Source organism: Acidovorax sp. LjRoot129 (assembly GCF_964253765.1).
Classification (GTDB): domain Bacteria; phylum Pseudomonadota; class Gammaproteobacteria; order Burkholderiales; family Burkholderiaceae_C; genus Acidovorax.
Window position 1 is genome coordinate 120,329 of sequence record NZ_CAXUSE020000002.1, and the last position, 23,874, is coordinate 144,202.

General features: G+C 55.9%; 19 protein-coding genes. 16 read left to right on the forward strand and 3 right to left on the reverse strand.

Annotated elements, in window-relative coordinates:
• The first annotated feature begins 1 nt into the window (after position 1).
• Complete coding sequence (locus ACSQ3Q_RS25105; RefSeq protein WP_436137189.1) at positions 2–895, forward strand: hypothetical protein; 894 nt, start codon at positions 2–4, stop codon at positions 893–895.
• 1 nt (position 896) lies between these two features.
• Positions 897–4,097 carry a DEAD/DEAH box helicase gene (locus ACSQ3Q_RS25110; RefSeq protein ID WP_436137190.1) on the forward strand — a complete coding sequence of 1,067 codons (3,201 nt, stop codon included), beginning with the start codon at positions 897–899 and terminating at the stop codon, positions 4,095–4,097.
• Here the strand turns inward: ACSQ3Q_RS25110 and ACSQ3Q_RS25115 are convergent.
• On the reverse strand, positions 4,094–4,612 hold the full coding sequence (locus ACSQ3Q_RS25115) for a helix-turn-helix domain-containing protein (RefSeq protein ID WP_436137191.1): 519 nt from the start codon (positions 4,610–4,612) through the stop codon (positions 4,094–4,096). The genes ACSQ3Q_RS25110 and ACSQ3Q_RS25115 overlap by 4 nt on opposite strands.
• Positions 4,613–4,728: 116 nt before the next feature.
• Between ACSQ3Q_RS25115 and ACSQ3Q_RS25120 the strand changes: the two genes are divergently transcribed.
• From ACSQ3Q_RS25120 to mobH, 3 genes are read left to right on the forward strand one after another with little or no spacing between them, the layout of a single operon-like run.
• A complete protein-coding gene (locus tag ACSQ3Q_RS25120) occupies positions 4,729–5,019 on the forward strand; it encodes a hypothetical protein (RefSeq protein WP_436137192.1) in 291 nt (96 codons plus the stop codon).
• 18 nt (positions 5,020–5,037) lie between these two features.
• Positions 5,038–5,493, forward strand: coding sequence for a FlhC family transcriptional regulator (locus tag ACSQ3Q_RS25125; RefSeq protein ID WP_436137193.1), 456 nt, complete (start codon positions 5,038–5,040; stop codon positions 5,491–5,493).
• Positions 5,494–5,499: 6 nt separating this feature from the next.
• Entirely contained in the window at positions 5,500–8,157 is a 2,658-nt protein-coding gene (gene mobH / locus ACSQ3Q_RS25130) for a MobH family relaxase (RefSeq protein ID WP_436137194.1), read from the forward strand.
• Between the two features lie 33 nt (positions 8,158–8,190).
• Here mobH and ACSQ3Q_RS25135 read toward each other — a convergent pair whose 3' ends face one another.
• On the reverse strand, positions 8,191–9,903 hold the full coding sequence (locus tag ACSQ3Q_RS25135) for an ATP-dependent helicase (protein ID WP_436137195.1): 1,713 nt from the start codon (positions 9,901–9,903) through the stop codon (positions 8,191–8,193).
• A 15-nt stretch (positions 9,904–9,918) separates the two neighbouring features.
• Entirely contained in the window at positions 9,919–10,911 is a 993-nt protein-coding gene (locus ACSQ3Q_RS25140; RefSeq protein WP_436137196.1) for a hypothetical protein, read from the reverse strand.
• Positions 10,912–12,347: 1,436 nt separating this feature from the next.
• Here ACSQ3Q_RS25140 and ACSQ3Q_RS25145 point away from each other — a divergent pair.
• From ACSQ3Q_RS25145 to ACSQ3Q_RS25195, 11 genes are all read left to right on the forward strand, one after another.
• Positions 12,348–13,253 carry a PD-(D/E)XK nuclease-like domain-containing protein gene (locus ACSQ3Q_RS25145; protein ID WP_436137197.1) on the forward strand — a complete coding sequence of 302 codons (906 nt, stop codon included), beginning with the start codon at positions 12,348–12,350 and terminating at the stop codon, positions 13,251–13,253.
• Positions 13,254–13,343: 90 nt separating this feature from the next.
• Positions 13,344–14,603, forward strand: a complete 1,260-nt coding sequence (locus tag ACSQ3Q_RS25150; RefSeq protein WP_436137198.1) for a recombinase RecT — start codon at positions 13,344–13,346, stop codon at positions 14,601–14,603.
• A 204-nt stretch (positions 14,604–14,807) separates the two neighbouring features.
• The gene (locus ACSQ3Q_RS25155; protein WP_436137199.1) at positions 14,808–15,467 is read left to right on the forward strand and encodes a hypothetical protein; all 660 of its coding nucleotides are present in this window, start codon (positions 14,808–14,810) and stop codon (positions 15,465–15,467) included.
• Positions 15,468–15,576: 109 nt separating this feature from the next.
• Positions 15,577–16,155: a single-stranded DNA-binding protein gene (gene ssb, locus ACSQ3Q_RS25160; protein ID WP_436137200.1), complete on the forward strand. Its 579-nt coding sequence runs from the start codon at positions 15,577–15,579 to the stop codon at positions 16,153–16,155.
• Between the two features lie 156 nt (positions 16,156–16,311).
• Positions 16,312–17,448 (forward strand): DUF7146 domain-containing protein, encoded by a 1,137-nt coding sequence (locus ACSQ3Q_RS25165; RefSeq protein WP_436137201.1) that lies wholly within the window; start codon positions 16,312–16,314, stop codon positions 17,446–17,448.
• Positions 17,449–17,458: 10 nt separating this feature from the next.
• Positions 17,459–17,740, forward strand: a complete 282-nt coding sequence (locus ACSQ3Q_RS25170) for a hypothetical protein (RefSeq protein ID WP_436137202.1) — start codon at positions 17,459–17,461, stop codon at positions 17,738–17,740.
• A 294-nt stretch (positions 17,741–18,034) separates the two neighbouring features.
• Positions 18,035–20,938 carry an adenosylcobalamin-dependent ribonucleoside-diphosphate reductase gene (locus tag ACSQ3Q_RS25175; protein ID WP_436137203.1) on the forward strand — a complete coding sequence of 968 codons (2,904 nt, stop codon included), beginning with the start codon at positions 18,035–18,037 and terminating at the stop codon, positions 20,936–20,938.
• A 240-nt stretch (positions 20,939–21,178) separates the two neighbouring features.
• Entirely contained in the window at positions 21,179–21,601 is a 423-nt protein-coding gene (locus ACSQ3Q_RS25180) for a hypothetical protein (protein ID WP_436137204.1), read from the forward strand.
• Between the two features lie 272 nt (positions 21,602–21,873).
• Positions 21,874–22,743, forward strand: coding sequence for a hypothetical protein (locus ACSQ3Q_RS25185; RefSeq protein ID WP_436137205.1), 870 nt, complete (start codon positions 21,874–21,876; stop codon positions 22,741–22,743).
• Positions 22,744–22,845: 102 nt separating this feature from the next.
• Positions 22,846–23,004, forward strand: coding sequence for a hypothetical protein (locus tag ACSQ3Q_RS25190; protein ID WP_436137206.1), 159 nt, complete (start codon positions 22,846–22,848; stop codon positions 23,002–23,004).
• Positions 23,005–23,201: 197 nt separating this feature from the next.
• On the forward strand, positions 23,202–23,813 hold the full coding sequence (locus tag ACSQ3Q_RS25195; protein ID WP_436137207.1) for a hypothetical protein: 612 nt from the start codon (positions 23,202–23,204) through the stop codon (positions 23,811–23,813).
• The last annotated feature ends 61 nt before the right edge of the window (positions 23,814–23,874 follow it).

The following is a 23,874-nucleotide window of genomic DNA, read 5'->3' on the forward strand; positions in this document are numbered from 1 at the left end:
AATGTCGGTACTCGCAGTGCTCACGAAAGAGCAAGAGGATGGTTCGTTTCTCACGAAGTGGAGCTGGAAGCAGCAGGCCACGGCGCGGCCCCTGGTCGGCACCATTCGAGTGACCGTAGATTCCGCTCACCGGGAAGACCGGGATGCTCTCGCCGAACTTCAGGCCCTCTACCACTTGCTTGAGGTGCGCAATGTTCAGGGGTCGAATCGCATGGGCAATGGCATCACGGTTGAGGTGACTGCAGGCTCCATCCGTAAAGCATTGCTGAAAGGCTCTCTCAAGGTCAGTGGTACCGGGAAAACCGTGAAGCCCCATGTTGCTCAGTGCGCGACGTTCCTAGCCACCAAATACTTTGAAGCCAGCTTCGAGGTTGGGCGCTGGCGTGATGAGGAGCCCCGCGCGGTGGAAGATGAAGTGTCGGTCCACCTGGGACCTCAATTCCCCAAGATCCATCTCCGTTGCGACTTCCTCGGCGACGAAGTGTTTGTCAGTCGACATGCAATGAACCGATATGTCGGGCGCATCAGCGAGGGACTTGATCGCTATGCAGAAAACGATCTTTCGAAGCTGCCTGATTCACGGTGGACTGCCGCATGGGTGTGGTTTACAAATGTCTTGCAACACAAGGACCTGCGTACCGCTGATTTGCTTCCAGAGAAGCAACAACAATTCTTGTCCAAGTACGGCTCGAAATGCTCGTATCTCCTTTTTCAGGATGCAGGCGCAGTGCTCGTTTTGCGCAAGGCCCCGATTGGCTACGACACATTGACGGTATTGCGCGTAAGCCCATACACACCGATTCTTGTAGAGCAGCGCTACGTCGTCGGGCAGAAGATCGTGAGCGCACGCAACCACAGACCGTCACGCCAAAGGTCCAACGGCGAGGGGAAATAGCATGCAGGAAAGCAAAGTGCTGGAATTCTGGCAAGCGGTGGAAGCACTGACTCCGCAAGATGCGTTCCGGGTCAACTCAAGCGACTTGGCCAACCCAGTTTACGGAGTCAACTCAGACTCGTTTGCAAAGTTCCCCTGGGAAAATGAGAAGCACCTCGGAAAGCCCATCGATCAGGATTCGGTATGGGTGTACGAAGCCCAGTGCGGTGTCCATGAGGCGCATGAGCTAGGCCTATGCGTTCTTAAGGCAATGGGCAATGTGCGCACCCACGATGATGAAAACAGAGGCGGAACGTCCCGTGTCTTCGACATACGCTTCGATGCAAGCGGCATGCCCTTGCCGCAATCATTCTCTTTGTCTCTGTCTGCCTGGGCGTCCGGCCAGCTGATCGCTCATGGGGGCGATGTTGAAGCCCTCCTTGCTGGTGGAACTTGGTCCGAGACTCAGCTGCCGGAGCCGGGTTCCGATGCGGCGTGCCCTCAAAGCGGCTTCGACGTGTTTGATCGGGTTTCCATGGGGCTCGTCCAATGGATAGCTGATGAGGTCGCGCAATTTGTTGAAGCCGGTACCCGCCCGACAGTAGCTTGGCTGAGGGAGCTTGTCGATCTGGTTGCAGGCGTAGCTCATCTTCCGCTTGAGCTTTTCGATAGCCGCGCTTTTGTTCGCATCCGGGGCTCGCGGGTGAGGGCCAAAAATGCCAACGAGAAAGGCCAGTTTGTCGAAGGCCTCGGAAGCTTCTACGCATCCGACCTGAAGATGATTGCTGCTGCGATAAAGCGTGGAGATATTGGCGATGGCATGCGACAGTTCATGAGCGCGGGGCAGAGTACCGTGGCCCCGTCGCGAGTGGATGTACGCGATTCAGCAAACAATCCCTACCTTGCAAAAGCGCTCTCCCCAAGCAGGATGCCACGAGGGCGCTGGCCTTCGGACCATGCTCTTGCGTTCAGTCAGCAGTTGGCAGTGAACGAAGTGTTTGCAGAGCTGGGAAACGGTGCTGGGATCTTTGCAGTGAACGGGCCTCCGGGGACGGGAAAAACGACGCTGTTGCGGGATGTGGTGGCATCGGTAGTCGTCAGACGAGCAATGGTGCTGATCGAGCTTGGTGATAAAGCATTCGGTGCGAAATCTGTCGTCAAGCTGGGCGATACGGCTGTTCCTTTCTACCCCCTCAACCCTAAGCTGCACGGATTCTCGATAGTGGTCAGCTCGGCGGGAAACGGTGCCGTCGAAAACGTCACCAGAGAACTGCCAGGTATCGAGGCAGTTCCGACCCGCGTTGCTGCGCAGAAAACGTACTTTCCCGAGATTGCGAAGGCTGTCTCAGGTAAAGACGCATGGGGCTTGATAGCCGCGCCGCTGGGTAACCGTCGCAATAGAACAGACTTTGTATCTCGGTTCTGGTGGGGCGAGAAAGCGACGGCCACCAAGAGTGCAGTGCCGGCGATGCGCGATCACCTCAAGCACCAACTGGGAGATGCTGCAGCAGGCACTCGGTGGGTCAATGCAGTCGCCAAATTCAAGATGGCCGTTAAGGTTGAAAGCGCCCAACGTAAGCGTGTCGAGGCATGCGCTGCTCTGCCAGGGCGGATTGCAGACTCCACCTTGCAGATCCAAGCCACCAAAGTGACCAAAGCGGGGCTCGACAGAGACCTCGCGCATTCCGCGAAAGAGCTTTCTTTCGCCGAAGCCGCGCTCAACAATATGCGTTCGGAGTTCGATAAAGCGCTGGAGCGCAAGCAAGTGGCTCAGGACGCATATGACCGCGCCCATGCGGAGAAGCCGTCGCTGCTAACCAATCTGTGGAGCATGGGCAAAAAGGGCGTGGCCTGGCAAGCAACAGCTCAAATCCATACCTCTGTCCTTCATGCATCAGGTGTGGATTGTTGCCGCCAGCAATCGGACCTGAGCGCAATGGAGGTGCGAGTTGCGCAGTCCAGGATCACCCAGAACATTCACACCCTCAAGCAGGCAACGCAGGATCGGCTGATCGCTCAGCAGCGTGCAGAATGTCAGACCCTCGAAGATGATCTTGATGAGTGCATCCAAGAGTTCGGGAAGGCCTGGCTGGACATAGAAGCGGACAGCAGCGAGCGCGAGCATATCGTCCCTTGGGGTGATGATGAATGGCTGGCTTCTCGTGAGGGTGTGTTCTTGGCGGCGCTCGACGTGCATCGCGCCTTTATCGAAGCAAACCCAGCGCAGATGACTGCCAATCTCGCTCTCGCATGCGATTGGTTGGGCGGTAAGCGTGTCCCTTCCGAGCTGGTAACGCTTGCCCTCGATTCGCTTTGCATTGTCGTGCCAGTGGTGTCAGCCACGTTTGCCTCGATCCCCCGCATGTTTGCCAATGCGCAGCGTGAAGCCATTGGGTATTTGCTAATAGACGAGGCGGGCCAGGCCCAGAGCCCTCATGCGGCGTGCGCCATATGGCGTGCGCGTCGCACTGTGATCGTGGGTGACCCGCTGCAGTTGGAGCCCGTGTTCACGCTGCAATCTGCTGTGGAGTCCGAGCTTGCGCGCCACTTCGCCGTCAAAGAAGACTGGATGCCAAGTTGGCACTCGGCGCAAGCGCTGGCGGATCGTTCCGCGAAGTTGGGAACAATGCTCGGGCAAGAGGGCGACCGCCTGTGGATCGGGAGCCCACTGCGACTACATCGTCGTTGCGCACCGACCATGTTCAACATCAGCAATTCGGTCGCTTACGGGGGGCTGATGGTGTACGCGGGGAAGGGCGATCAGGATCTACCGTGGCCCCGAACAGCATGGCTGGATGTAAAGGCCGGTACTAGCGAAGGACACTGGGTCGATGCAGAGGGGGAGCGCTTGCAAAGCCTGCTGGCTCAATTGCTTGACCTAGGCGTAGGTCGTGACCAAATTGCGATGATTTCCCCATTTCGCGACTGTGCTGCCCGACTGCGCCGGATCGCACGAGTCTACGAAGTCGACCAAGGCAAGGTCGGGACCATCCATACAGCGCAGGGCAAAGAAGCCGACGTTGTCATCCTGGTGCTTGGCGGCGACCCGAGGTCGGACGGGGCGAAGGCATGGGCCGCGTCAAAGCCTAACTTGCTGAACGTAGCTGTATCGCGTGGGAAAAAGCGCCTGTACGTCATTGGGGACGTAGACCTGTGGCGCAAACAGAATCACTTCTCTGTGATGGCTGAAATGCTGCCGACAGAGGCGATGGAGGCTGTTTAGGTCTTTGAGCCCAGTTCGGGGCTCGGAGGGGCGGGAAGCTCATCATCGAGCTCCATCGGCGCAGTCAGAATATCTTGGAAGTCGGTAGCGCGGGAAAGCTCTTCCCGCATGACTGCCGCACGCTTTAGGGCTGCATGCTCTCCGGCTTCGACGCTCCGCAGGATGAAGCCGCGCGACAGAACCAGATACTTCTCGGGGTCGAGATGACGTAGGGCTTCGAGAGATTCGCAAAGCTTTTCCAATACGCCATCGCTGGTGCTGTAGCGCTGCTCAGGAACGAGACTCACTAGCATCGGCCCTTTGCCTGTGAGCAACCAGCTCACGTTGAGCCCCTTTTCGCAAGCCACGGTAAGGATCAGCCCGCCTGGTGCGTTCAAGCCGATCTCGTACTTGCGAAGAACACCGATGTTGACACCCAGCAACGAGGCCATCTCTGCCTGCGTTTTTTCCAAGCTGCGGCGCCACTCACGTAAGCGTTCTCCGATGGCTTTTGTTACTAGTTTAGGGTTTTCCACAAGGTCAATCGTACCTATTTGCAATGTTCTTTTGTTGCAAGAGTGCAAAAAGTGTTGATTTCCAGCGCTTTACGGTACACTAGCCGCAACAGGTTGTAAAAAGAAGAGGTTCCATTGTGACAACAAAAGACGTAGCTGCCATCAACAGAATGTTCCTCATGAATGCCCAGAATCTTGCCCGCAACGGCAGCGAGGCCCTGGCCTCTATGGTGACTGGTCTTAAAGAGCCGATGCTCAAGAGAATTGCCGTAATGAGCCTGGAGGAGATCGACAAGCTCTCATCCGTATTGCCAATCACGGTTTTCACGATGCGCCTGGATGAATCTTCGATGGAACAGGTCTTCAATGCCCCCACGGCTCTCGCCGGGGCTCTGAGTGTCACGCATCTGGCCCTCTCCGGCCGCTGAACTTTCCCAATAGTCATGGTGATCGCAAAACTGGAGCAGATGCTCCTGGCTCGGGACTTGATTCAAGCAAAGCTCAGACTGTCGATAGTCGCTGCTTTGACTGGTGTCACCCAAGAGCCACTGCGAAAGATGTGGAAAGAACTCCACGGGGAAAGATCACCAAATGGCAAGTTGCCTGAGTCTGCATTGTCCTTCGTGAACAACGTGCAGATGGTGTCTAACCTGTCAGCGATAGTTTTGCTTCACCAAAAGCTGCACAAGACCAAAGAGTTAACGCCCACTACTTTGCTTGCGACCTGGAACACGCACGTGGCACTGCTTGGTCCCATCGACATAAATGCCGCCTATTACGTCTTGAGAGACGTGCGCTCAAATATGCTGACCGTCATGCAATGTAGCAGATGCGAAGTCAGTTACATCTACGACCGTGAACTCAGCCTGACGTCACGCTGCCCATACTGCAAAGGCGAGTGATGCTTCATGCAATGGATCAAAAACCTCTTTGCTCCCAAGGCGCCCACGTCGAGTGCGGCCATACCTCTTTCCGCAGCCTTTGAAATAGAGGTTCCACGCTACCCCCCTTTCATGAAGGGCCTGCCGGTAGTGGAGCCAGAAAAGCTGCTCGCTTCCCAAGCTGAGATCCTTGCCCAGTACAAGCGAAGCGTCATTGTCGACGCCGAGCAGTACGAAAAGCACTACATGGGAGCGCTGCGCCGCTTCGCCTCCTACGCTCATTTGGTGCCAGCTTCCCAGGCCCATCACCACCGGGGGGCAGGGGGCCTGCTCCGACACTCTATGGAGGTGGCTCTTGGGGCTCTACAAGGCGCCGACAAGATGTTGCTCAATGTCGGCAAGACACCCGCACAACGCCGCGCCATTGAACCCCGTTGGCAGCTCACAGCATTTCTCGCTGGGCTGTGCCATGACGTTGGCAAACCTGCCACCGATATAACGATCATCAACAGTGACCGCAACCGGACCTGGAAGCCGCTCACCGAGGATCTGTACGTCTGGGCCAAGCAGGCCAAGATCAACTCTTACTTCATCGACTGGAAGGCTGGGCGCGGCAAGCAGCACATTGCGCTTTCGAACCTGATCGCTGAGAGGATCATTGGCCCAGAGTCCTTGCAGTGGATCGAGGAGGGCGGGACCGACCTGGTGGTTTGGCTGATGGAAGCACTCAACGGAAGTCCGGGAGCTGCCAACCCGCTGTATGACCTGGTGATCCGAGCTGACCAATCCAGTGTTGAGCGGGACTTGAAGTCGATGGGCGTTGCAATGGCTGGCTATGAGGTCGGGGTGCCCGTCGAGCGCCATCTGACAGACATAATGCGGCGCCTCATTAAAGAAGGCGTCTGGCAGATCAATGAGCCCAGCGCGCGAGTCTGGAACATTGAGGGCGGGATCTACCTCGTGTGGCCTGCAGCAGGCGAAGAGATAGCGCGCAAGGTTCGTGAGGACGGCGTGCCAGGGTTCCCGCGCACCCACGACGGCATTCTCGACATGCTGCGGGAGCGTGGGCTTGCTTTCATACGCGAGGGGGAGGGCGACCGCTTCTGGAAGATTGCCCCAGCAGTGCTTGAGGCAAAAATTCCAAACATCGCGTTGCATTGCATTCGGCTGCGCGACGACACGCTGATTTCATCGGTTCCTATTCCGGTGGTCGCGGGCAAACTTCGAAACGGTGAAGATGAGGCTCCTGTTGAAGAGGATGCTTCGACGGGACGAGGCGCGCTGAATTTGCTGGCGCCTGTCCAGGTGCAGGTAGCCGCGGAGACTGCAGCTGGTGCACCGCAGATCCAGGCGAGTCCAGATGCAGAAGCTCTGGCGCAGCACACCTCAGGATCTGCGGAAGCAATTATCTCGGCTCATCAGTCGCAGGGGGCTCTTGAATCAGAGGCAGCGCGGATCGTGAAGCCAGCGCTCGCAGAATTTATTGTTGATCAGGCAACTGGCGAGATCCTCGGCATCAAGCCTGGTGACCCGACAGCAAAAAAACAGCCCAGTCTGCGCGAGCTGCCGGCAGGCGAAGTTTCCGAAGCGAAGCTGGCGATTTCCAAGCCCTCGGGGCTCAAGATCAAGTTGACTGCGGGAACAGCTGCGGATGAGGGTGCGGGACCTGCCCCGAAACTGGAAACCCCGGCATTGCCAATTGAAGACGCTGGACCAGTCGGGGCTCCGAGGCCAAAGAAGGCTCGCAAGAAGAAGGATTACTCGAAGGAGCCCGAGCTTAAATTCACGGGCTCTGTTGGTGAGTTGTTCCTCGCGCTGGCCGATGATCTCAAGACTGGGGTCAAGAAGTGGGGTCTTGACGTCCGGGTGGACGACGAGGAGATGGTCTTGCTGCGCTGGCCTGCGTCTTTTGCCAACTATGGGTTATCGGGCAAAAATATCCTGGACGAATGCACCAAGAACGAATGGATCTGGGTAGACCGGGACACTCCGGCCGTAAGGCTGGTGGACTCCACGTTTGGCGGTGAGGACTGCAAGGCGCTGAGGTTAATGCCCGAGCCTGGTGACGCACTTCTATTTCATGCGAGATACAAGCCTGATGTGCACGGTGGACCGGCAGTGAAGATGGTTGCTCCACCCTCAAAGGAGGCCGAGTATGCCGATCCTGAACCTGTATTGAAGCCACATTCCGAAGCAGCAGAGCAAGAGAAAGCCTCCATTCGATCAAAGGAGAAAGCTCCTCAGGAAGGGCATGCAAAGCGAGCAGATTTAGGAAGTCAATCGAAGGTCGCGAAACCGCAAGGGGCTGAGCTTGACACATCTAGCAAGCACGCCAAAGAACGGACCGGCAGGGCAAGACAGGATAGCGCTGCGGAAACAAGGGTCAAGGCCAAAGGCGACGTTGCGGTTGAGGTTGAAAAAACCGCAGCAGCGAGTCCTCAACCGACAACCACAGTGGATGCCGGCACCGACGGCCGGGTGGCTGCGTTGCTCAGTGCTTTGGCTTCGTGCCCACAAATAAAAATGGAAGAAGGCTGGCGCTACGTGGATCGCGGAGACCTCAAAAGGATCGCGTTGGAGACAGGTGCCGCAAAGGACCGCAAAGACCTGAATTTGCTGATTGAGGAAAACGCCAAGACATTGCAGGTCAAAGGTTCAACCTTGCGCTACCAGATCGCTACCTGAGAGGAATTGGATTGGACGACTTCGGCGGGCGATCTAAAGCCCTGCCTCCTCAATGAAGCGTGACTCCATTCCTTCTTCCATGGCGCTGGAGATGACGAGGCGGGACCGTGCGCGAGTCATCCCAACGTACATCAGGCGGCGCTCTTCCTCTTCCGTTGCGTCCGTGTGAGGCAAATTCCCTTCTTCGCAGCCGACGATCCACACGTTGTCGAATTCCAGCCCCTTGGAGGAGTGGAGAGTGATGAGGTGCACGGTCTCCGGATCTTGCTCTTCTTCCTTGCCCTGAGCGCGCTGCAGGCGCTCTAGGCGCTGCGCTAGGGAGCCCTTGACGCCGCGTTCTGTGAGGTTGGCTTTCACCGCGTCGAGCATGTTCTTAAGCCCCTCTCGGGAGTTGTCGCGCACAAAGTCGATGACGCCACATATCGCGAGATTCACTCGACCCATGTCAGCCTGGTAACGCCAAGAAATTATGCCTTCTCGGAGCGCGTGTATCTTCTTCCTGGCGTGGTCGTCAGGAGCGGAGTCAAGTGCCAGGCCGAGCTTGTGCATGCAATCGCCACGCTGGGTATTGAAAGTGCTCAGCCAAGAGATTGAAAGGCCGCAGTGAGCCAAGCACTGGCTGGCTCCTGTCCACGAATTCGCGTTGAGGGATCGGAGTAGGGCAAGAACGACTGCCCCGATACCGTGTTCCCAGAAGCTCTTACCTCCGCTGCGCTTGGTCGGGATGCCGACGCTGTTGAGGCTCATTTCAACTGAGTCAAGCATCGTGTTGGTGCGGGCAAGCACTGCCCACTGCCCTCGGACCTCGTAAGCGTTGAGCTTCTCGCCAATGGACTTGGTTTCATCATGACGGGTTGCAAGGCGGCATACGATGATTTCACCGTTGACCTCTTTGTGGGCCTTGATGTTCTTGTTGGCGCGATCCTGGTTGTGACGGATGAGCTTTGCCGCGTGGTCCAGGATATTTGGTGCGCAACGGTAGTTGACTGGCAGCGTCAGTTCGACCGAATTGAGTGCAGTTGAAACAGCGACCAATCCCTTGTATCCGAGCGCCATGCGAAATGAATAAAGGCTCTGGTCATCATCCCCGACGAGGGTAACTTCGGTGCCGTTGCCGGCGTGGGAAAGAATCCATTCCTTCTGGATCAGATCCATATCCTGGCTTTCGTCCACCAGGAGCCATTTGCATGGAAGTGGGGGAATGTGTCCATCACGCATTCCACGCGCCGAGCGCAGCAGAATGTCTGAGAAGTCCATCATGTTGTCAGCAGCCAGCGCCTGCTCGTAGGCACGGAACGCCAACTCTATGCCGTGGTTCTCGAAGACGTGACCGTCGATCACAGTCTTGGCTATGTCGATTTCCTTGAGAAGCTCCTCATAGGTGGTCTTGGCGGCAAATGACTTCCAGCAGCCTTTGAGGATTGCGTGTCGCTCGCCCTCATTGATTAGCCGTGGCATCTTCCCATGGTTGACGCGGCGCTCTTGCTCAAGGGCGAGGGAGTGGAAAGTTCCAATGGCCAGTCGGCGGGCGTGCTCTTGGCCGCAGGACTGAACGATGCGACTGCGGAGCTCATTGGCAGCATCGCGCGTGAAAGTGACGGCGCACAGCCGACCAATCTCGTTCGAGTTGATCAGGTGTGCAGCACGGGTGGAGAGAACGCGGGTTTTGCCAGAGCCAGGACAGGCCAGAACTGTAAGGTGCCCCGGAGTTGTGACGGCCCGCGATTGAAACGGATTGAGTTCCAACGGATCTGCAAATCTTTATGCGGCTTCAGTCGCGACGTGTTCCGTGCTATCGGCTTGAACCGCTTGGGTTTCGCCGGCGCCGTCCGTCGTTTCCAGAGTAGAAGTTGAAGGGGCGTTCGCAACGTTAGGGTCGAGCACGGTGCCCACGCGTGGGTCGGTCGCGTCGCGAGCCCCGGCACGTTGAGAAGATGCCTGCGCGCGGTAAACCAGGGTGCGCACACGGTTGACCAGGCGCATGATTTGGCGCTTAGTCTCGAAAGGCACTTGGCTGCGCGAGCGATCAGGAACCAACTTCATGAGCCACAGCTTGTCGAGGAGTGCGCACAGGCTGTCCAGCTCGGTAAGCAGCGCATGGAAGCGGTATTCGCGCGGAGACAGGATTTTCAGCAGAAATTCCTTGGGCTTCGTGTACTCGATCTCCACGCTGTCCATGTCAATGCCGTGCAAATCAGCGGTGGCATTGAGGCGGACAGACGTGGCCTTGATGGACTTCAGGCATTCCTCCATGAGGCGGTCAACCTCGGCATCTACGACCACGCACTGATCTTCCGGTTTGAAGTTGCGCATGGTCTCGGACAGCGTGATCATCGCTTCGGACCAGTTCTTGCCGGTGCGTTCCAGCACGTCTTGTGCATGATGGCTTTGCAGCACAAGCTTCTTGGTCATGAAGACAATCGACTGGTTGTCGCGTTGACGAAGCTGGCGCTCAGAACGCTCGATGTACCACGGCGTTCTTTCCTTCTTCGGCGCATTGGCTTCTGCGGGTTTTTGAGCAGGAGCTTTTTTGACTTCTTGCACGGCGGGCTCGGCCGCTGCGACAGATGCCTCGCCAGTGGCAGGTGCGCCCTCTTTCTTGGCCTTGGGTTTCTTCGCCTGAGGCTTCGCTGCCTCCGCAACGGGGGCTGCGCCGTCGGCGACTGCGAGTGATGGGTTCAATGCATCCGCTTGTGATGCAGCAATATCGTTGGGCATAGCCGCCATAAATACCTCCAAAAAAGTGTGGGACAACGGTGAATTCATGGTAGCCATCGCGTACTAGCGAAACACCCTCGAAAAGCACGCAAAATCGGCACCTTTCGAACCCCTGCAAACTTTTTGAAAAAAACGATGTTGTGCTGCTTGACTTGCGCTCAGCGGTCTCGGTAATATCGAGGCTCCTTAGAGTGATGCGCGTAATGCCTTCCTCTTCAATGCAGAGCTGGTCTTCATCAACATACCCAGTAGTTGTGCTTCGTGCTCAACCAGTCGGCTTCAAGCTGTCTGTGAATTCATAAACTTGAACGCCCCGCGCGTTCCTTGATGCAAAAGCATCTTTTTGGAGCGAGGCTCCCAACCCCCACACTGCGGGAAATTGCAGTTGGATTGGGCGCCGTATAAGACCTGAACTCTCTCCCGTTGGGATTGAGCTGGGCTACACGCTGCAATCTGTGCCTCTTTGGCATCTACCTAACTGAAGAGTTGACCCCAGAAGGGCTTCTCTTCCCGCCCTGCGTGATGCAGGCCGGTATTTTCACACTCGATAAAAACTGACGCCGTATTGGAGTCTGAGTTTTGTCGCGTGTGCAGAACATTGTTCAACCATCCTGGTTGTGCAGTGCAAGTCCTCACTATGTGAGGTTTTCAACATCCTTGGGATACATCAATCCCAAGGGGATTGGTGTGCTCAAGGGTTTTCCTTTGGAGTTCATCATGATCGTTGTTGCTGCTTGCTGTGCTATTGGTGGTGTGTTGTACAAAACTGGTTTCGTGACAGCAATTGCTGACATGATCAGTTAATCAAATTGAAAGCCATTCCCTAACTTCGGTTGGGGAGTGGTTTTCCATTTTGTGGTCACCCCGTAGGCCAGAGAGTTTTCCTTTTGAAAGCTCTGTGGCCTGCGGGGTGCCACTGACAAATTTTTGTCATGTAGCACTCGTGGGTTCATCAACCTTCGAGGAGTCTTCATGTCTGTAGCTATTTTTTCCATGTGTGTGTTTGCTGCTCTCGTCATCGCCAAGCCCGTTATCGCTACGAAGCGCAGGGTCTGGGGTTAAGGAGCAATCGAATTATGGGTTACCAACACACTTTGCAGCGAATCTTCAATGCCGTCTCTTTCCGCGATGCAGGCACTCTGCACAACACTTTGCGTGAGCAGGGAAACACCGTTTCCCCGCAAACGCGTAAGCAAGTGCAGGACGCTCTGCGAGCGGCCGGAATGGTTCAGAAAAAAGCTGCGTAGGATCAACCCGCCGCTGCCTCAGTGCAGTGGCGGGAATCTTCTAAATGCCCTCTGGTTGAGGTCATCTAAAAGATTTGTCCATCCCTCGGTAATCGAGCGATGTCAAAGTGGTTAGCTGCCCCGCCGCAAGGCAAAAAGCATTCGCAATCACGAAAGTGATTTTTTCAACCCTCAAGGGGCACCACGCCCTCTGGGGGAATGGTGTCTCCGTAAAAGGAGATCCCAATGAAAGATCTGGAAAACTTCATCGCTCTTCCTGCTCAGGAATCGATGAAAGAGGTTGAGGTGTTCATTGATATTCCAGCTACGGAATACCATTCGGACCCAGATGTAGTGGGGCACTCTGCCTTGCTGCGAATTCTGCGTTCGCCAGAACACTTCAAGCACTACACAACCGCACCCTTCAATCCCACGCCGACCCTCAAGTTCGGCACAGCACTACATTGCGCATACCTTGAGCCTGAGCGATTTTCTACCCACTACAAAGTGGCTCCGAAACTCGACCGGCGCACCAAGCAAGGCAAAGTGGAAGCTGAGGAATGGGAAAAACTCATGGCCGACACTGGCTGCGAGTTGATCGACGCGGAGGACATGGCGGCTGTCAATGCCATCTTGTCAAAGCTCAACCTTCATGCAAGAGCTGCATCCCTGAAGATCAAAGCGGTCACGGAAAAAAGCTACTTCTGGACGGACGATGAAACGGGCATCATGTGCCGCATTCGTTGCGATCTCATCGTTATTGATGAGGACGGAAGAATAGTTGCCATCGTGGATTTGAAGACCACGACGGACGCGTCAAAAGATGAGTTCAAGCGCTCTATTGGAACGTACGGATATGACGTACAGGCTGCTTTCTATTCGGATGCAGTTGAGCGTGCAATTGGACGCTCAGTGCCCTTTTACTTCCTCTGTGTCGAGTCGGCCGCACCTCATGGTGTAGCTCTCTACAGGATGGGCCAAAAGAGCATTGAGGTAGGCCGTACCAAGTACCGAATGGCCCTGCAATTGCTGCAGTGGTGTCGGGAAAATGATAGTTGGCCAGGATATCAACCTTTCGGTGAGGAAGAGGAGATCGACCTTAGCGAATGGAATATTCGACAAGCTCAAAGTCAGATCGGTTTGACAGCCTGACGATGAGCGGCATTTTTTGATAATTTAAACCCAAGCGGGGGACCACCCCCGTAATGGGAAGGTGTCTCCGCGTCAAACAGGAGTTTCACCATGAGCCAAACACTTTTGCACATCCGCAGAAACGCAGCCCAGGCGTCCCAGCCCTTGGCAGCACTCAACAACATCCCCTTTCCCGACCTGCTGGAGCAAAGCCGTGAGGCAGTGCTCAAGGCTCTTCCCAAGCATCTGGGTGTCGAACGCATCATGCGTATCGCTCTCACAGCATTTCGGAGAAATCCGGCGTTGGAAGGGTGTACGCCCCTGAGCTTGCTGGCTTCCGTGATCCAGGCCTCCCAGTTGGGGCTTGAAATCGGGCAGAACGGCGAAGCATTCTTGGTCCCCTACGGCGAAGAATGCCAGTTGATCCCAGGCTACAAAGGCTTGATGAAACTGGTTCGTCAGTCTGGATACGTCCAGGACATTTATGCCCAGGAAGTGCGTCAATCCGATCTGTTCAAAATGTCTTTTGGACTGAATCGGGAACTGATCCATGAGCCTCTTTGTCACGACGGCGGGTTTCCCGCCACCGATGATGAACGGGGTGAGGTGATCGGGTTCTACGCGGTAGCAGTGTTGCCGACAGGCTTGCGCACATTTGTCGCCATGAGCATTCACCAGATCAACAAGATCCGGAATGAAAGCCGTGGGTACCAATCTGCACTCGCCAAAGGCAAAGCGACCCCATGGATCGACCAGTATGTAGCCATGGGCCTTAAAACGGCACTTCGCTCACTTTGCGGGAAGCTCCCCATGTCCAGTGACATGCACACAGCATTGGCATTGGACACGGCTGCAAACCTTGGCGTCAGCCAGGGGTTGACGCTGAGTCAGGCCGCTGACGGGGCTTACGAGCCACCGCCGTTCCAAGCTGCTTACGAAAGTCAGCAGATGGCTGCAAGAAGCGAGGCTGGTCCACCAGCAGCTGCTCCAGCCCAGGCCAGACAGGCTGCAGGACCGCGCCCAAGCTTTGTTCCACGCCCATCGGCTAGGCAAGCTCAAGCACCGGTTCAAGGCCGTGATCCCGCCGAGCAAGCGACCGCACCTGAGGAGTCGCCGGCACCTGTGCAAGCGAAGTCTTCACCGCCAGCTCCAGCTCCAGCCCCAGCACCGAGGACTGCCACGAAACAGCAAAAGGCACCGTCGCCTTTGCAAGAAGTGAAGTCCAAGATGGAAAAGGCTAAGCAAGAGAAGGAACTCAACGAGTTGTATCTGGAAGGGCAGAAGCTCTGTTCAGGCCGCGACATCGACGAGTTGAACTTCTGGTACGAGACCGCTCTGCGGCGCTTCGAAGATTCCAACCGGTTGATTTGAAGCTTTTAAACACCCCAGCCTCGGCTGGGTGTGTTTTTCAGTGAGCACTGAAAAGTGCTCAGCGAAAAGCACAGTTTTATCTTCCAGTCGTAATGACTGAAAGTAAAAGAGGACGCCACCTCAAGACACTTGGCACTTATATCAACCCACTGGGGGCTTGCACTCCCGTGGGGATGCATGCCTCCTCATTCATAGGAGATCCGCATGTATTTCACCCAAAAGGCTGTACCAAATACGAAAGAAGGCATTGCCGCTTTTCTGTCGGGACACCCACGTTATTCGACCAATTCATCCATCAATACCATCACCACTTATTCACACAACGTGAAGCTGCATCGTCTTGGCCTTACCCGCACTGAGTGCGACAAAGCCGAGTCAATCATGAGTGTTGATGACTACTGGGACGAATTGAACATTCCCCTGAGGTCGTTCCAGAAAGACATGAACGGCGCGTACCAGATCCTCCCACAGGGCCGTCAACATGGGCATTTGGTGCTCTTTGAAGCAGAGGTTTATGACCCCGGCTACAAAAGCACTTGCACGCGTTGCGGTCAGCTGAATTACCAGGCTGTCACCTCAAGTGCCTGCCTGTGCGGCGTGTGTCGAGCCCCGAGAACGAATCTGAAAAAGCCACTTCTCTGGTCCCGCACACTGGGTTCAGGCATTGATCACGGCGTCAGCCGCGAGGAAATGCTTGACTGGTCGATGGACAAGCTTCGCAACCGACTCGATCTGGTTCGAAGTTTCGATGAGGCTTGCGATACGACGCGCCTCGCGTTCATTCAACTTCTCAACGAATTCATGATGGTCGAACAGACTGTGATGATTCCTCAGAAGGTACGGCGCCTTGAGCGCATTGTTTGATGGGGCTGACCGCCCCCTTTCCGACGGTGATCGCGCGTAGTGCGCAATACACGTCAATCCCAGCGACTCAACACCCGCTGGGTGGAAAGTTGCGCAACCAGGAGAAAGCATGTTGTTCGTCAATGAAATGCGAGTGCTCGGATATTTGGGCAGCGAGCCAGAGATCCGAACCTTTCCAAGTGGCGACCGCATCGCCACGTTAAGCATCGGAACCACCGACAAATGGCGTGATCGTCAAACTACGGAACTGCGAGAACACACCGAATGGCATCGCGTGGTAGTGCGCGAGAAAGGATCGGTTGAGTATCTTGAGAAATACGCAGAGAAGGGCAGTCCTTGCTATGTCGAGGGAGCAATGCGGACCCGCAAGGTGCCCGCTAGCTCTCCCGGTACGCAAGACCGAATCTTCACTGAGGTGCATGCGACGAAGGTGACCGTCTTCCCAAAGTTGGGTGATAGTTCACGCACGAAGGACAGCGGTTCTGAAAAACCCGCCGCCCCTGCGCCTGCACCTGACCTGGCAGCTCAACGTCGGCCCTCACCTTCGCGCCAAGCTCCAGCAGCTAGCGCCAACACCCAGCGGCACGCGCACGTTACCCAGAGCAATACGCAAGGGTCGAACCGTGGATACCCAGAATCGCAGTTCGACAACGACGATGCGCTCAACGGGGCTCCACTGCGCTTCTGAACTAGACCCTCCGGTCTAGCCGCTTCACTCAGTCCCTTCCGGGAATCCCCGGTTGGGGGTTCTCGGTTGGTTCACCCCATTCCCTTGTCGGGGCATTCCCAAGTGTCCTCTCGGGCATTTGGGTATGCCCCGCTTGGGCGTACTAAGGAGAGTCGAATGAGAACCAGAGAAAGATCGCCGGCCGAATGGCAAGCGTACTGGGATGAGCGCTGGCGAAAGGCCAAGGAGACTGCTGAGGGGCGCTGGGATTTCGTGTTCCAGTCCCTCGCACCCTTGCTCACCCCTGCGCTTGAAAAGCGCTCAAAAGGGCACGTAAGCTGCCCTGTCCATGGCGGAACTGACGGGTATCGAATGATGCCTTCCTACGTCAAGGACGGACGCTCGCTCTGCAACACCTGTGGTAATCACGGGGACGGCTTTGCGACGCTGATGTGGGTCAACGGCTGGACTGCTCGCGAGACGATGGAAGAGGTCATGAAATTGCTGACGGGTGATAAATCCGGTGGCGTTCTACTACCTCGAATCGCTCAAATGCCGCCCAACTTTTCGGCCCCTGCGAAGGACAATGAAGCCCTTGTGAGGTCACTCAACAGAGTGATGGAAGGATGTGTGCCCCTGACGCATCGCAGTGCTGAACCTGGCAGGCTGTACCTGGCCCGCCGGGGGCTCAAGCGGCCCATGACAGGCGGACTTTTCTTCCACCCAAGGTTGGCATACCACAATGGCACAGAGATTACCGGGTATCACCCCGGGATCGTTGCTCCAGTGTTGTCCCCGACCGGTAAACCCGTCACCTTGCACCGCACTTATCTCGATGAGAGCGGCAACAAGGCAGATGTGGATTGCGTCAAGAAACTGATGGGGTATCCGGATGACAGAAACATCCACGGTGCCGCCATTCGTCTTGCCAAACCTGGCAAGGTGCTCGGAGTCGCTGAGGGCATCGAGACGGCTCTAGCAGCTATGGAGGGTTCAGGATTTCCAGTGTGGGCAACGGTAAATGCCACCCTGATGGAGTCTCTGGAGATACCAAGCTGTGTTGAGACACTGATCGTGTTTTCGGACAAGGACCTGCCTACCACGCAGCATCCGAAAGGGCATGGCCAAGAAGCAGCTCGCAAGCTTGTTCAGCGAGCTTGGGAGAAGAACATCAAGGCAATGGCCATCACACCGCAAGGTGAGATTCCTCAAGGTGAGAAATCACTTGATTGGATGGATGTGCTTCGAGTCCACGGCGCAGGCGGCTTTCCAAGCCTCCCATCCGTACGCCTTGCCATGCTGAAAGCCGCGTGAGGAATGCGACATGAAATACGGTCGCGTCAACCTCAACCTGGTCGATACCACGCCGGGTGCCGGTGGCGCTTTCTCTCCACCTAAAGGATTTACCGGCGAATACCGGAAATTCATGGTGGGGCAGCTTGCGATTGATCCGGGCGTACGACAGCATGTCGCCTGTGTAGCTCGTCGTTTGCCAGCACTCCAGCCACCCGAATTCGTTGGTCCCTATGCGGGCTCAGCGATGAGGTTGGCCTGGTCAGTGCTCAGACGGCTTAGCTCACCTATTCGGGGAGATTCCGATGAATGAAACTCGCCCCCTCCGGGGCGGGCTTTCCAGATCACATGGTTGTCGTGTGATGCGGAAAGTTTTTGCTATCTCGCGTCTATGACCGGGATTCAAGTTCTTTGCTGGAGAAATAAACACCAGCCGTAGCCAGCGGTTCACCCCGGCTGGCCTGTGTTGCTTGCAGCACTGACGACTCCGTGTGTGGGTTGGAACTCTTTGGCCCTTTCAGGGTTTCCCCAAGCCCCTCATTGCGGGTGGCTTTGGGAAGCCCTGAATGGGTTTGTTCTCAGCCTCACACACAAGATGGAGTCAATCATGGAAATGGAAACTGTCACCCGCATGGGTGTTGAATTGCAAGATTGCTCGCGTGCAATCCTTCTTGAAAAGTACGCGAGAGACAACGAATCCACTCCGGAACAGGTGCTGGACAGAGTTGCGAAAGCGCTCGCGGAAAACGAGGTTGAGCCGGACTCGCTGGAACCCGTTTTTCGTGAAGCACTCGACTACACCGTACTTGGCGGGCGCATCAATGCGTCTGCGGGTGTGAAGGGTCTGAAAACTACCTGGGCCAACTGCTTTGTGCAGCCCGTATACGACTCGCTGAATGAATCCCACGAGGGACAACCCAGCATCATGAAAGCTGCGGCGCAGGCATCAGAAACCATGCGTCTCGGCGGTGGTGTTGGATATGACTTCAGCAAGATCCGTCCGAAAGGCTCGTGGATCGAAAAGACCAAGAGCTATGCCAGCGGTCCGCTGAGCTACATGGAAGTGTTCAACGCCATGTGCGCGACGGTCATTTCTGCTGGTGCGCGCCGAGGCGCACAGATGGGCATCCTTAGGTGTGACCATCCGGACATTTTGGACTTCATCGTTTGCAAGCGCGTTGATGATCCCGGCATGGCCGCGGATCGCAAACCGTTCAAGAACTTCAACCTTTCGGTTGCAGTAACTGATGAATTGATGAACGCCGTCTGCCATGACGAGCAGTTCGAACTGGTGCATAGCGCCAAGCCGTCGCCCACCCAGATTGCTGCAGGGGCAACCCAACGCAGTGACGGCCAGTGGGTGTACCGCACCATCCGAGCAAAGGAGCTGTATGAAAGCATCATGCGTGCGACCTACGCACGCGCGGAGCCTGGTGTGGTCTTCATCGATCACATCAATTCAGACAACAACCTTCGCTACTGCGAGCAGATCGAGGCTACGAACCCTTGCGGCGAAGAGCCGTTACCGCCTTACGGATGCTGCGATCTGGGCCACCTGGTGCTTTCGCGTTTCGTCCGGACTTCGGTATGGGAAGGGACGCCGGATTTTGACTGGGAAGGGTTCCAGAGAATCGCACCCGTCGTTGTCCGTATGTTGGACAACGTCCTGGATCTGACTCCCTGGCCATTGCCTGAGCAGCAGCAGGAGGCAATGAACAAGCGTCGCATCGGGGTTGGCATTACTGCATTGGCAGACACTCTCATCATGATGGGACTGCGGTACTCATCACCCGAGGGCCGCGATTTCGCCGAAAGAATGATGCGTACCCTGCGCGATACCGTGTACGAGGCCTCTGTGGAGCTGGCACTCGAACGTGGGGCTTTCCCACTGTTCGATCCGGACAAGTACCTGGAGGGCGTCTCAATCAAGGGAGAGGGCACTTTCGCGAGCCGACTCCCTGAAAGCCTCAAGATGCAGATCCGCAAGATCGGCATCCGCAATAGTCATCTGCTGGCGCTTGCGCCGACTGGCACGGGCTCGCTGAGCTTTGGTAACAATTGCAGCTCCGGCTGCGAGCCAGTTTTCAGTATGACTTATCAACGCAAGGTGCTGCAGGCCGACGGCTCCCACAAGGAAATCGAGTGGGCAAATCCGGCGTACTTGCTGTACCGCATGCTCAATGGCTCCAGTGGGCCGCTTCCAGACTACTTTGAGACGGCGCAGACACTCGATGTGACGGCCCACCTTGAAATGGTCAAGACCCTGGCCCCATACGTAGATGCTGCGATCAGCAAAACGGTCAATCTGCCCGCAGACTACCCGTTTGAGGACTTCGAGTCGCTCTACATGGATGCATGGATTGCGGGGCTCAAGGGCCTCACAACCTACCGGCCGAACAGCGAAGTAGGGCAGATCCTTGTGTCGACCGACACCGCCCCTGGCCAGCCGGCAGCAGAGCCAGCTGAACCGGAGGAAGTGGACCCTGACCGTCGCCTGCGCATTGCGTCTCTGCCTGCAAAGGTTATGAACGCACTTCGCTGGTTGGACCGGCCTCACATGCCGGATGGGAACCCGGCATATACCTACATGGTGGAGAACCCTCAGGGTGACTTCGCTGTAATGGTCGGGCACCATGAGGCGGACTACATCCACCCTTTTGAGACTTGGGTCAACGGTGCCGAGGCCCCACGCGGCCTTGGAGCTATCGCCAAGACTCTCTCGATGGACATGCGATCCTTCGATTCAGCGTGGTTGAGGCTCAAACTGGAGACTCTGCGCTCTTGCGTGGGCGAACCGTTTGGTATGTCCATGCCTCCCACCGGGGAGAAGCGCGACGTGCCGGGTGTGGTCTCTGCCTTCGCACAGATTGTGCAGTACCACACGGAGAAGATCGGGTGGCTCGACAGCGAAAGCACCAGCGATTTGATCGACTCGATGATGTTCCGCAAGGAACCCAAGGCGGGTCCAGAGGGGACGCTTTCCTGGACGGTGGACGTCAAGAACCCAGCGACAGGCGATGACTTCGTGTTGTTCGTCAAGGAGCTGGAGATGCCCAACGGATCGAACCGTCCTTACAGCGTGTGGTTTGCAGGTGACTATCCTGCTGCCTTCGACGGGCTCTGCAAGCTCCTGTCCATCGACATGCGAATCACCGACCCTGCATGGATTGGAATGAAGCTGCAAAAACTGCTTACGTACAAAGAGCCGAAGGGAGACTTTCTGGCAAAGGTGCCTGGCAGCACAAAGCAAGCCTCTTATCCGTCCACCATCGCCTATGTCGCGCATCTCCTGATGTATCGCTTCCAACGGCTGGGTATCTTGCCGGAAAGCGGCAAACTCTTGGGCGCGACTGACTCGATTCCCGAAGGGGAAGCTCATCAAGCGGCAATGCGCTTTGCAGTGAAGCCGATGAGTGGCAAAAAATGTCCGGAATGTATGCTGAACTCTGTTGCAAAATACAACGGATGCGATCAGTGTGCGAGCTGTGGCTATACAGGATCATGCGGTTGAATAACCCGTGATCCGGAACCCTCCGCTGCAACAGTGGCGGGGGCTTTTCTAAGAATCCATGTGGGTCTTTAGAAAAGTCTGCTTTTTTAGCCCTCGCCGTAATGGTGTGGCTTTAAGAGGTTGCTGTTCCTCGCCGAAAGGTGAATCAGCGTTAGTCACGTCAGCTCATGTTGGCGTTTTTTACCCTGTGGGGGCATCTACCCACACGGGAACGGTGCCTCCTTTTTTTTGGAGTGCATCATGGACAAGTTTTTGTTTTTCTTGGCGCTGGTTGGTTCGATTGGTTATGTGTTCGACCGCGGCCTCAAGCTGATGGGCTTCATCTCTGAAAAGATGCGAGGCACACCGGCAGCAGCACCGAAACCCAAAAATGAGACTGGTTCCAAACAGGAACCGTCGCTTGAGAGTGCGAAGAAAGTCGATGATCAAACGAAACAGTTGATCGACCTTCTCAGCACTCAAAACGAGGAAATCCAAAAGCTGTCTAAAGTCGTAGCAGACATGTCCGCTCGACTGACAGCCGTTGAGTCCTCCAAGCCTCGCGCAACGCGCAAGGTTCCTGCCGCCAAGCCCCCAGCTGTACCGGTAGATCTGCCTTCGACTCCAGGTATGGGATTCGAAGGACTCCCCCCTGTTTCTGGAGGTTTTGAGCCCGTCCACTGATATCGATGTTCATGCTTCCGCATGAGCTTAGCTTTCAGTTGACTGCCCCTTGTGAAGCTTCGGCTTTGCAGGGGCTTTTTCCATGTGCGTTGATCCAGCGCCCATCGATAAAGACAGTTTTTCACCCTCGCCGTAATGGCCGGTAAAAAGAGGCCGCTGCACTCGTCGAAAGACAACGCAGCAACACCGCACTGACGTCTCGTCAGTGTTTTTTTAGTCCAGCGGGACACTACTTCCGCTGGAAGGGTGTCTTCGCTTTTTGTGGAGTCATCATGGAAAAGAAAGAAGTCACCCGACCCGACTGGTTGATGCTGCTAGAAACGATTCTCACTCAACCGGGTAAACTAGGGGACTATTACTGGGCTTTTCACAAGTACAGCTTGGGCAACCAGGCGCTGGCTGTGGCCCAGTTGTGCGAACGTGAGGTGGATATTGGTCCAATCGCCTCATTCAACGCGTGGAAAAAAAAGGGTCGCTCGGTAATGAAGGGACAGAAGGCAATTGGCCTGTGGATGCCCATTACCCTTAGTGGGAAGTCATCTGCGGATGAGAAAGCCACTGTTGTCGAAGACGGAATGCCTCGCCGCATCTTTGTCATGCGCAACAACTGGTTTGCATATTCGCAGACTCAGGTTGACCCCCGCGCTGAAGAGCAGACTGAAGCCGGATCTGATGAAGAAACGGAAACTCAGCCCTTGTGGAATCAGACGCTGGCCCTTGAGACATTGGGCATCAGCATGATTCCCTATCGGCAGGTCGACGGGAACATGCAAGGCTATGCGCAACCCAAGCGCAAGGCCGTCGCCATTTCTCCTGTCGCTGCACATCCATTGAAGACCCTGCTGCACGAAATTGCGCATGTGGTTATGCATGGAGAGGACGAGGAGTTTGTTTGCGGGGTCGATTTGGACAGAGCCGTGAAAGAGGTGGAGGCGGAGTCAGTCGCGTTTCTTTGCAGCGCGGCGTTGTCCTTGCCTGGCCTTGATGAATCTCGGGGCTATGTTCAGCACTGGCTTGGCCACGCTGGATCACGTGATGTTCTGAAGAAGAGTGCGGGGCGCATCTTCTCGGCGGCTGATCGCATCCTCAAGGCAGGCTTTCCGCAAGCTGCAAAGGTTGCTGCGGAGCCAGCTACTGCGTAAGCCACATGTGAAAGGGCGGCGTTCCTTGAACGTTGCTCACTTACTTAAACCCTCCGGGTCACGGCCCGGTGGGCGGTGACTTGGTTTTTTTCTTGAAACACCATGATCTCTTTTCAAAAAAAACGCGAAGCCGGATTGACCTACGTTAACCCGCTTCCAAATGGGTTGCATGTTTATGTCACGCCGCGAGTGCCGTTCGGCCAGCGTGTGGCACGCATTTTTGAGCGTGTTCTGACGCGCCAAAACCCCTTGAACTCCTGACCTCATCCGACCCCACCGTTTGCTAACGGTGGGTTCGCGATGGAGCAGGTGGTTTTGGAGTTGTCCCTCTATAAGGGACAACCCCAAAGCCAAATGGAATGGTGCACTTTTTGTGCGGCTTTTGGTGAGCTCTGATGTCAAGCCGATACGATGGCGGAGGATGAGTTGTCTGCGTTTTGTGTGAGTGGAGAATCCCAATGGCCAAGTTGATAACCATCCCGATTTCTGATGCCCCCCTTGCTGCGCTTGATTGGGCTTCTGCTGTATCGCAGGGGATGCCGTTGCGCGAGCCTGTCAACATGTCTGACAGCAAGATGCGGGAGCGAGTCCTCCCCTTGACTCTCTGGGATACCGTCAACGAGTCTGACGAAGATAACCAGCGTGTGAACGTCTATCCGATCAAGGTGGTCCGCTATGGAGTGGACGGCACCACCGGGGCAGCGCTGCCGTCCATCACCTACATCGACCACACGGGCAAGCGTCTCCGAAACCGGGTCACAGAGTTCTTTGAAACTGAGCTGGAGGCGAACGTTGCCAAAAGCCAAATGCTCTTTGGATTGTTGTCTGACTGGTCACCAACCACCAGGTGGGAAAGTGCCGGCGTGCTGATCGACGCTATCAGACCATCGTTTGACTGTCTGGCCGATGGGACCGTGTTGGCGAAGGCCAAGGACAACAAGGGGGCGGTCTATGTTGGCGCGGGAGCTGACTACAAAATCGCAGTAACGCGGTGCTATCTTCATGGCCGCTTCGGACATAAAATGCCAGTGCTCGACACCATCATTGCCGAACTCGACCTGGAGCTCTAATTGGGCGCCGGTGAGAGCGAGGTGAGAACGATCAAACGAGTTTTTGGTGTGGGGCTTTCAA

Bases quoted from the DNA above. Each gene is read 5' to 3' on its own strand.
- ACSQ3Q_RS25105 (WP_436137189.1), top strand. From the start codon at position 2: ATGTCGGTACTCGCAGTGCTCACGAAAGAGCAAGAGGATGGTTCGTTT.
- ACSQ3Q_RS25110 (WP_436137190.1), top strand. From the start codon at position 897: ATGCAGGAAAGCAAAGTGCTGGAATTCTGGCAAGCGGTGGAAGCACTG.
- mobH (WP_436137194.1), top strand. From the start codon at position 5,500: ATGCAATGGATCAAAAACCTCTTTGCTCCCAAGGCGCCCACGTCGAGT.
- ACSQ3Q_RS25145 (WP_436137197.1), top strand. From the start codon at position 12,348: ATGAAAGATCTGGAAAACTTCATCGCTCTTCCTGCTCAGGAATCGATG.
- ACSQ3Q_RS25150 (WP_436137198.1), top strand. From the start codon at position 13,344: ATGAGCCAAACACTTTTGCACATCCGCAGAAACGCAGCCCAGGCGTCC.
- ACSQ3Q_RS25155 (WP_436137199.1), top strand. From the start codon at position 14,808: ATGTATTTCACCCAAAAGGCTGTACCAAATACGAAAGAAGGCATTGCC.
- ssb (WP_436137200.1), top strand. From the start codon at position 15,577: ATGTTGTTCGTCAATGAAATGCGAGTGCTCGGATATTTGGGCAGCGAG.
- ACSQ3Q_RS25165 (WP_436137201.1), top strand. From the start codon at position 16,312: ATGAGAACCAGAGAAAGATCGCCGGCCGAATGGCAAGCGTACTGGGAT.
- ACSQ3Q_RS25170 (WP_436137202.1), top strand. From the start codon at position 17,459: ATGAAATACGGTCGCGTCAACCTCAACCTGGTCGATACCACGCCGGGT.
- ACSQ3Q_RS25175 (WP_436137203.1), top strand. From the start codon at position 18,035: ATGGAAATGGAAACTGTCACCCGCATGGGTGTTGAATTGCAAGATTGC.
- ACSQ3Q_RS25180 (WP_436137204.1), top strand. From the start codon at position 21,179: ATGGACAAGTTTTTGTTTTTCTTGGCGCTGGTTGGTTCGATTGGTTAT.
- ACSQ3Q_RS25185 (WP_436137205.1), top strand. From the start codon at position 21,874: ATGGAAAAGAAAGAAGTCACCCGACCCGACTGGTTGATGCTGCTAGAA.
- ACSQ3Q_RS25190 (WP_436137206.1), top strand. From the start codon at position 22,846: ATGATCTCTTTTCAAAAAAAACGCGAAGCCGGATTGACCTACGTTAAC.
- ACSQ3Q_RS25195 (WP_436137207.1), top strand. From the start codon at position 23,202: ATGGCCAAGTTGATAACCATCCCGATTTCTGATGCCCCCCTTGCTGCG.